The sequence below is a fragment of the Streptococcus mitis genome, from assembly GCF_946188585.1.
GTDB lineage: Bacteria > Bacillota > Bacilli > Lactobacillales > Streptococcaceae > Streptococcus > Streptococcus mitis_DG.
Genome location: NZ_CAMHVI010000012.1, coordinates 1 through 8,309 on the forward strand (window position 1 = coordinate 1; position 8,309 = coordinate 8,309).

Genomic DNA, 8,309 nt, shown 5'->3' on the forward strand with positions numbered 1-8,309 from the left:
ACTTCAGTTTTAACAATCTTGTATCCTGGGATATCTTTAGTTGGTTTAGTTCCATCTTCTGTTGGTGAAAGTGGGTTACCATCTTTATCAACGAACGAAGTATCAGGACGAACTGTTGGAGTGTAAGTAGCTGTTACAGGTGTTCCGTTCTTATCTACACGTTTAACTGTCACACCTTTAGCTTTTCCTACGAAGTCTTTTTCTGGAGTGAAGGTCACTTTACCGTTTTCATCGATTGTGTATGTTCCTTCTCCTGGTACTTTCTTCTCAGTTGTTCCATCGTCAAATGTTGGTTTAACAGTCTCATCAATTGGTACATTTGGATTACCTGGTTTGAATTCTGGTGTTCCTGTTTGTGGTTGTCCTTTAGGTCCTTCAGATTCCGCAGGTGTTCCAACTGGAGTTACTGGTGTTACTGTTGGTGTGTATTTAGCCGTTACTGGTGTTCCGTTCTTATCTACACGTTTAACTGTTACTCCTGTACCTGTTCCTGTGAATGTCTTCTCAGGTGTGAACGTTACTGTGCCATCTGGTGTTACTGTGTATGTACCTTCACCTGGAATTGTCTTAGTTGTTGAACCGTCTTCGAAGGTTGCTGGTACTTCATCATCCATTGGTACTTCTGGGTTGCCTGGTTTGAATTCAGGTTTACCATTTTGTTCTTTACCTTGGATATCTGTTGTTTCAGCTGGTGTTCCTTCTGGAGTTACTGGGGTTACTGTTGGTGTGTATTTAGCCGTTACTGGCGTACCGTTCTTATCTACACGTTTAACAGTTACGCCTGTACCTTTACCTGTGAAGTTCTTCTCTGGTGTGAACGTTACTGTACCGTCTGGATTTACTTTGTAAGTTCCTTCGCCTGGAATTGTCTTAGTTGTTGATCCATCTTCGAAGGTTGCTGGTACTTCATCATCCATTGGTACTTCTGGGTTGCCTGGTTTGAATTCAGGTTTACCGTTTTGTTCTTTACCTTGGATATCTGTTGTTTCAGCTGGTGTTCCTTCTGGAGTCACAGGAGTTACTGTTGGTGTGTATTTAGCTGTTACTGGGGTACCATTCTTATCTACACGTTTAACTGTTACGCCTGTGCCTTTACCTGTGAATGTCTTCTCTGGTGTGAACATTACTGTACCGTCTGGATTTACTTTGTATGTTCCTTCACCTGGGATGACTTTTTCTGTTGAACCATCTTCGAAGGTTGCTGGTACTTCGTCATTCATCGGTACATTTGGATTTCCTGGTTTGAATTCAGGTTTGCCAGTTTGTTCTTTACCTTGGATATCTGTTGTTTCAGCTGGTTCTGCTGTTGGGGTTACTGGGGTTACGTTTGGTGTGTATGTTGTTGAAACTGGCGTTCCATTTACGTCTACACGTTGGACTGTAACTCCTTTTGCTTTTCCTACGAATTGTGGTTCTGGACGGAATTCTACTACTCCGTTATATACTGTGTAAGTTCCTTCGCCTGGTACCACGATTTCATTAGTTACTTTACCTGTTGATGGATCGATTAATTCTAATGGTTTTGTTTCATCGATTGGTACAATTTTTTGTACTCCATCTACTGATACTCTTCCTCCTAAGAATTGTGGTAATCCCTTTTGTAACGCACCTTGGATATCTGTTGTTTCAGCTGGTGTCGCTGTTGGAGTTGCTGGTAATACTGTTGGTGTGTATTTAGCCGTTACTGGTGTTCCGTTCTTATCTACACGTTTAACCGTTACTCCTGTTCCTGTTCCTGTGAATGTTTTCTCAGGTACGAATGTTACTGTTCCATCTGGAGCTACAGTGTAAGTACCTTCTCCTGGAATTACTTTTTCTTTTGAACCATCTTCGAATGTCGCTGGAGTATCATCATCCATTGGCACTTCATCAGCACCAGGTGTGAATGTTGGTTTTCCAGTTTGAGTTGCACCTTGTACATCTTTTGTTTCTTTTGGTTCTGCTGTTGGAGTGACTGGGGTTACTGTTGGGGTGTAAGTTGTTTCTACCTTAGTTCCGTTAGTATCCTTCGCTACAACCTTAGCTGGATCTGGTGTGCCTGTGAAGTCTTTGTTTGGTTGGAATGTGATAACTCCTGTTGTTGGATCAATTGTGTATGTTCCAACTTCTTTACCATCTTTCATCGCTGGCATTGTTGTTACTTCATTACCACTTGGGTCTACTAATTTAACAGTTGTCTTATCAATTGGTGCTACTTCATCACCTTGTTTGAACATTGACTCTGTTTCTTGAGTTTGTGGTTGACCTTGTTTTCCAGTTGTTTCTTTTGGTTCTGCTGTTGGTACTACTGGAGTTACTGTTGGGGTGTAAGTTGTTTCTACCTTAGTTCCGTTAGTATCCTTCGCTACAACCTTAGCTGGATCTGGTGTGCCTGTGAAGTCTTTGTTTGGTTGGAATGTGATAACTCCTGTTGTTGGATCAATTGTGTATGTTCCAACTTCTTTACCATCTTTCATCGCTGGCATTGTTGTTACTTCATTACCACTTGGGTCTACTAATTTAACAGTTGTCTTATCAATTGGTGCTACTTCATCACCTTGTTTGAACATTGACTCTGTTTCTTGAGTTTGTGGTTGACCTTGTTTTCCAGTTGTTTCTTTTGGTGTTGCCGTTGGAACTACTGGAGTCACTGTTGGAGTGTAAGTAGCTGTTGCTGGTGTTCCATTCTTATCTTTAACTTCAACAGTTGCTGGATCTGGTGTACCAACAAAGTCTTTGTTTGGTTTAAATGTTACAACACCTGTTAAAGGATCGATTACGTATTTACCAATTTCTTTTCCATCTTTTGTAGCTGGAATTTCTTTGTCATCAACTGGTTGTCCATTTACTACAAATTTAGCTGGTTGCTGCTCGTTGATTGTAATTGGTGCTGTTTCATCACCTTGTGTAAAGACAGGTTTACCTGTTTGTTCTTGTCCTTGTTTTCCTTCAGATGTAACTGGTGCTCCTGTCGGTGTTACTGGTGTTACTTCTGGAGTATATTTTCCTTTTGAAGTAACTGGAACTTTGTTTCCTTCTGAGTCAGTGGCTGTTACTGATACTTGTACATTAACACCTTTAGCTTTTCCTGTAAATGTTGGAAGTGGTTCAAATGTTACTACACCTGTTGTTGGATCGATTGAGTATGTTCCTTCTCCATCAACTACCACTTTACCTTCAGCATTAGCTCCTTCTAATGAGTAGGCAGCTGTTGTCCAGTCAACATTTGTGCCATCTAATGTATTATCTGTATTATTTAATTCAGAGAAACGATCTTTTCCTGATTTAGATGTTTGAGGTTGTCCTTGTTTTCCTGTAGTTTCATCTGCAGATGGTGCAATTCCGTATACAGTTGGTGTATATGAATTTTCTACCGCTACTGTTACTGGATTTCCTGATTCATCATTAAATGTTACATCAGCCGCTACTGTTACCGGATTTGCAGTTCCTACAAATCCTTCTACTGGAGTGAACGTTACTTCACCTGTATTTGGATCTACAGTGTATGTTCCTTCATCAGTTGTTACAGATTCAACTTTTGCTCCTGTTTTTGGATCTACTAGTTTGTAGTTTGATACTGTAGTTCCTTCTTTTCCATCATTGAAATTGTCGGCCATTGAGTCAGTTTGTTTTTGACCTTGAGCGCCTGATGATTTCTCTGGTTCTGTTACTACGATGTAGTAAGTTGTTTCTGCTACTGCATCTTCTGTAACTTCACCAGTATTTGTTCCACCGACTGTTGGAGTTGTCACAACCCCATTTGAATCTACTGCGCTTACTGTTACTTTGTAACGTCCTTTTTGGGATAGTACATAAGCGTTAGCTTTAGCTAGATTTGCTTCTGCAGCTGTTTTAAGAGCTGTACGTGCAGTTTCTACTGCTTTTTCAGCTTCTAAAGCTGCAGTACGTGTTGACTCTACTTCAGTATTTTTTGTTGAAAGATTTGTTTGAGCTGTTGCTAATTGTGCTTCAATAGATGCTTTAAACTCTTTTACATTAGCAAGTTTTCTCTCTGCTAATTCTTGAGCCGTTGGAGAAATTGTACGTAGCTTCAAGTCATCTAATGCTGCTTGAGCATCTTCTACCGTTCTTGTTGAACGATCTAATAGTTCTTGAAGACGTGCTAATTCATTTTGTGTATCTTGATATTCTTTTACAGCCGTTGCTGCCGCTTGAGTTTTAGCTGCCGCTGTACGTTGTGCTTGAATATAAGCTGTTTCTTCTGCTTGAGCTCCATCAAAATTAGTTACTGTTCCATCTGGTGCAGTTACTGTTACTTTTGTTTTAATTGTATCAGAATCTGCAGCTGTAGTTTTATCATCGATTGTATCTGCGAATGCTACGTTTGCTTTAGGTGATTTAACTAAGTCTACTGATGTATCTTTTGCTTCTGAATAACTTGTTGAAGTTCCAGTTGGTTTGTCATTGTGAATTGATGCTAGGTCTGTTGAACTTGCTTCACGGTATGCTACATACCCTTTAAATCCTGATGCTGTTTCTACTTCCCAACCAGCATTTGATTCTTTAGCTGTTACTGCTGTACCGTCAGAAGATGTCCATTGGTTTGTTACTGAGTCGTAACTTACTGTAACTACCATTCCTTGCTCTGAAGATGTGTTATCTTTTTTAACCAATGTCTCTGTACGTGTAACAGCACCTACTGCTGTTACCTCACCATTCTTACGAATTTCTGCAATCTTATCTACTAATGTTGCCGCTGAAGATGTTGCATTCCATGTACGTTCAAATTCATAGACAACAAATTTAACATCACCATTTGCTTGAGCATCTGTATAAACACGACGTTCAATAATAGTTGATGTACCATTGCCATTGTCTTTTAGTTCATAAGCTTTTTCAGTAGGTAACGAATATTTACCTGTTGCACGGTTAAATACCGCTTTATACGTATTACCTGCTGCGTCAGTTACCATAGCAAATTCACGTTGGATGTTTGCTTTCACCTTATCAGTTGTGGCTTTTGCTACAATATTATCCACACCTACATATTTAGTAGATTCTGGTGTTACGGTTAAGTTAAAAGTTGAATCTCCTGTTGTAGATGCAGCCCCTAATACCGCACCTTCTTGTACAGCTGTATTTGTAGTACCTGCTGCTACTGTCCAGTTTCCATCTTTAACTTCAAGTTTTGTAACTGTTCCATCTGGCATTGTAATTTCAGCTTTGTTAGCACCTTTTGAAATTGACACAGGTACAGTTGTTGCATAAGCTTCAACATTCTTAACAGTAATTTTAGGAGCTACTGCGATTGTAATATTTTCATGAGCTTCTTGACCATACATATTCCAATCCATATTTCTTGCATTGGTTGTATTGTTATAGTCTTTGGCATAAACAGATGCTGTGAAAATCCCAGCTTCACTTGCTGTTCCAGTAATATCTCCATTTTTTGGATTATAGCTTAATCCTGGTACAACATCATTTATCGAAGTTTTACTTCCCGTATAATCACCGTTTAAGGCAGTATGCGCTGTGACAGTTTGTGGTCCGTTCTCGGTATTTACTTTAGATCCATCAACTGCAGTAAAGGTTGCTCCATTCGTGCCTCCAGGAGCAGTTTTTGAACCGGCAACAACTTTTTCTCCATTACTTCTGTATACATAACCAGCTCTTTCATCACGAGTCATTCCATCATTATCAACATATTTGATGTTATGATTAACTTGATCGCCTACTGTTACTAATTTTGATTTTCCTTGAATAAGTGGTGCAGATGAATCTTGCCATCCTATCCATCCAGCTGTTAAGTCTCTGAAAGTAACTTCCTGAGTAGCTCCATCTTTCTCTACTGTTACAATATAACGCATGTCATATACACCATTTTGAAGAGTAGATGCTACATATCCTTCTACAGTATCTGTTTTTTCATTATAAGCTAATCCTGGAAGTAAGTTACTTAACGCGATGTTTTTAATTGTGTATCCTGCCGCAGTTGCTTCTGGTGATAAACTAAAACGTTTTTTTACATCAGTAAGATATACATAGTGATTTCCTTGTTCATAAGTATAACCGTAGATTTCTGTAGCTATATATTCATACGCTCCACCAGATCCCCATGTTGTATTCCCATTAGTTTTTCCTGTAGCACGAAGTTTCCCTTTCCATAGTTCTGCTTCACGCCCAAGTTTCTGAGCTTCTGTTTTTGATAAAGGAATATCTGTACGTCCACTAACCCCGGCTTGTCCACTATTAGCTGCTGGCACATCAGTGTTCTCAGATTGATATCCATGAACATAAATTTTATAGTTAGCATTACCATCTAGTACTTTGTAAGATTTACCTGTAGATCCAAGAAATTCACCATTTTCTTTTCTTAGTTCTTTAGAAGCAGCTGTATACCCTTCATTAGCTGAACGTAAGTGTGAACCTTGGACTAGTTCTTTGCCATTACGTTCATCTTTAGAACCAGTGTTTTCAATTGCGTTTGACTCAGATTTTTTCTCAGTGTTTTCCGCTTTCTTCCCTACAGTTTCTTTACCATTTGTAGTATCAACTGCTGGAGTTTCTTTTTTCTCAACTGGTTTGTTTTGTAGTTTTGAGTTTACAGTTGTTACAAGTTTGTTGTAAGCAGCTTTTAACTCATCTTGACTAGTAGCACTTGAAAGAGCTGCTTTTGCCGCTTCCAAATCTGCATTCAAAAGAGCCAAACTTTCGTCTGTCTTGTTTGCATATTTACCTGCAGCTATATTTCCTGCTACCTGGTTAACATAAGCTTCTAATTGAGTCTTATCCAATTTAGGAGCTACTACTTCTTTCGGAGTTTCCTCTGGTTTAGATTTTTCTGCTTTAACCTCTGGTTTAGCTTCCGCTACTTTAGTTTCTGGCTTAACGGCTTCCTTCTCTTTATTAGGATCCGCTTGATTTGCTGGCGCAGTAGTTGCTGCTACTGATGCTTCAGCACCTTGAACTTCCGTTGCTGATACCGCACCACTTCCAAGGAACATCAATCCAGCTGCAATCGCTACTGACGCTGCTCCAAAGCTATATTTCCGGATACCATAACGGATGTACTTTTCTACTCTATAATCTTGTTGTTGCTTGCCTTTCATCGAGACTAACAACCTCCTTTTATTTTCATCATGTTAGTTAAAAATCCCCAAAAAATCCCTCAACATCTTTTTACATAGTTGAGAGGAAATTTTATATAATTCACAATTAACATTTATATAAATAATATCACATTTCATCTCATTACACAAGATACTTGATTTATAATTTCAAAACAAAAATAATAATTTTCCAAGTAAAATTTAGTTAACATTTCACTTGAATTATCAGCATTTCATAAGGGAAATAATTTTTATAATTGTTGCTTTTGTTTCTATTTTCTGAATATTTACTAGCCTCTTTTCAAAATTAAATCTCCGACATATTTCAGTATCATATTTGTATATTTATCCAAAAAATACAATATTAAAACGATTTCCTTATCTCATTTTTATATATTTTCCTTTTATTGATTAACTTTAAAAAGATGAGTGCATAACTTTCTACCAAGTTTTGAGATTTTCAGAAATCATTGAATAATGAAGTATAATGAAATAAAACAAGAGAAAAAAAACAAAACCAACCAATCTAAATGACTGGCTGGTTTTTTATCGAAGAATCGAGTTCCTATTTTAAGAATGGGAGATTAGAAATTAGTCTTCTTTTTTCTTGCGTGCAACAAGACCAAATCCGCTCAATACTCCAAGAAGTCCAAGAGCTGCTAGGCTTGAGTGATCTTCTGTACCAGTATTAGGCAATTCCTTAGCTGATTTAGCTGGAGCTGGTTTTGATGGTTTCGCAGGTTCTGGTTTCACAGAAGGAATGATTTTTTCATAAACATGAACTGTGTCACCATTTGGAAGTTTCTTAGTCTCTACGAAGCGGTAGCCTGGGATATCTTTCTTAGGTTGTTCACCGTCTTCTGTTGGATAGTTTGGAATTTCATTTCCATCTTTATCCTTGAATGATGTCTTAACTTTCTCATAAACGTGTTCTACATCGCCATTTGGAAGTTTCTTAGTCTCTACGAAGCGGTAGCCTGGAATATCTTTCTTAGGTTGTTCACCGTCTTCTGTTGGATAGTTTGGAATTTCTTTACCATCTTTATCCTTGTGACTTGTCTTAACTTTCTCATAAACGTGTTCTACATCGCCATTTGGAAGTTTCTTAGTCTCTACGAAGCGGTAACCTGGGATATCTTTCTTAGGTTGTTCGCCATCTTCACTTGGATTTCCTGGAATCTCATTTCCTTCTTTATCCTTGAATGATGTCTTAACTTTTTCGTAGACGTGCTCTGTATCTCCATTTGGAAGTTTCTTAGT

2 protein-coding genes are annotated in these 8,309 nt (G+C 38.4%); both read right to left on the minus strand.

Translation table 11 applies throughout. The features are described 5' to 3' along the window. The coding region (locus N8M66_RS09145) for a YSIRK-type signal peptide-containing protein (protein ID WP_261047183.1) at window positions 1–7,049 on the minus strand (7,049 nt) is incomplete at its 3' end. Window positions 7,050–7,640: 591 nt separating this feature from the next. Beyond that, window positions 7,641–8,309: MucBP domain-containing protein (locus N8M66_RS09150; protein ID WP_261047185.1), on the minus strand; the 669-nt coding region annotated here is incomplete at its 5' end.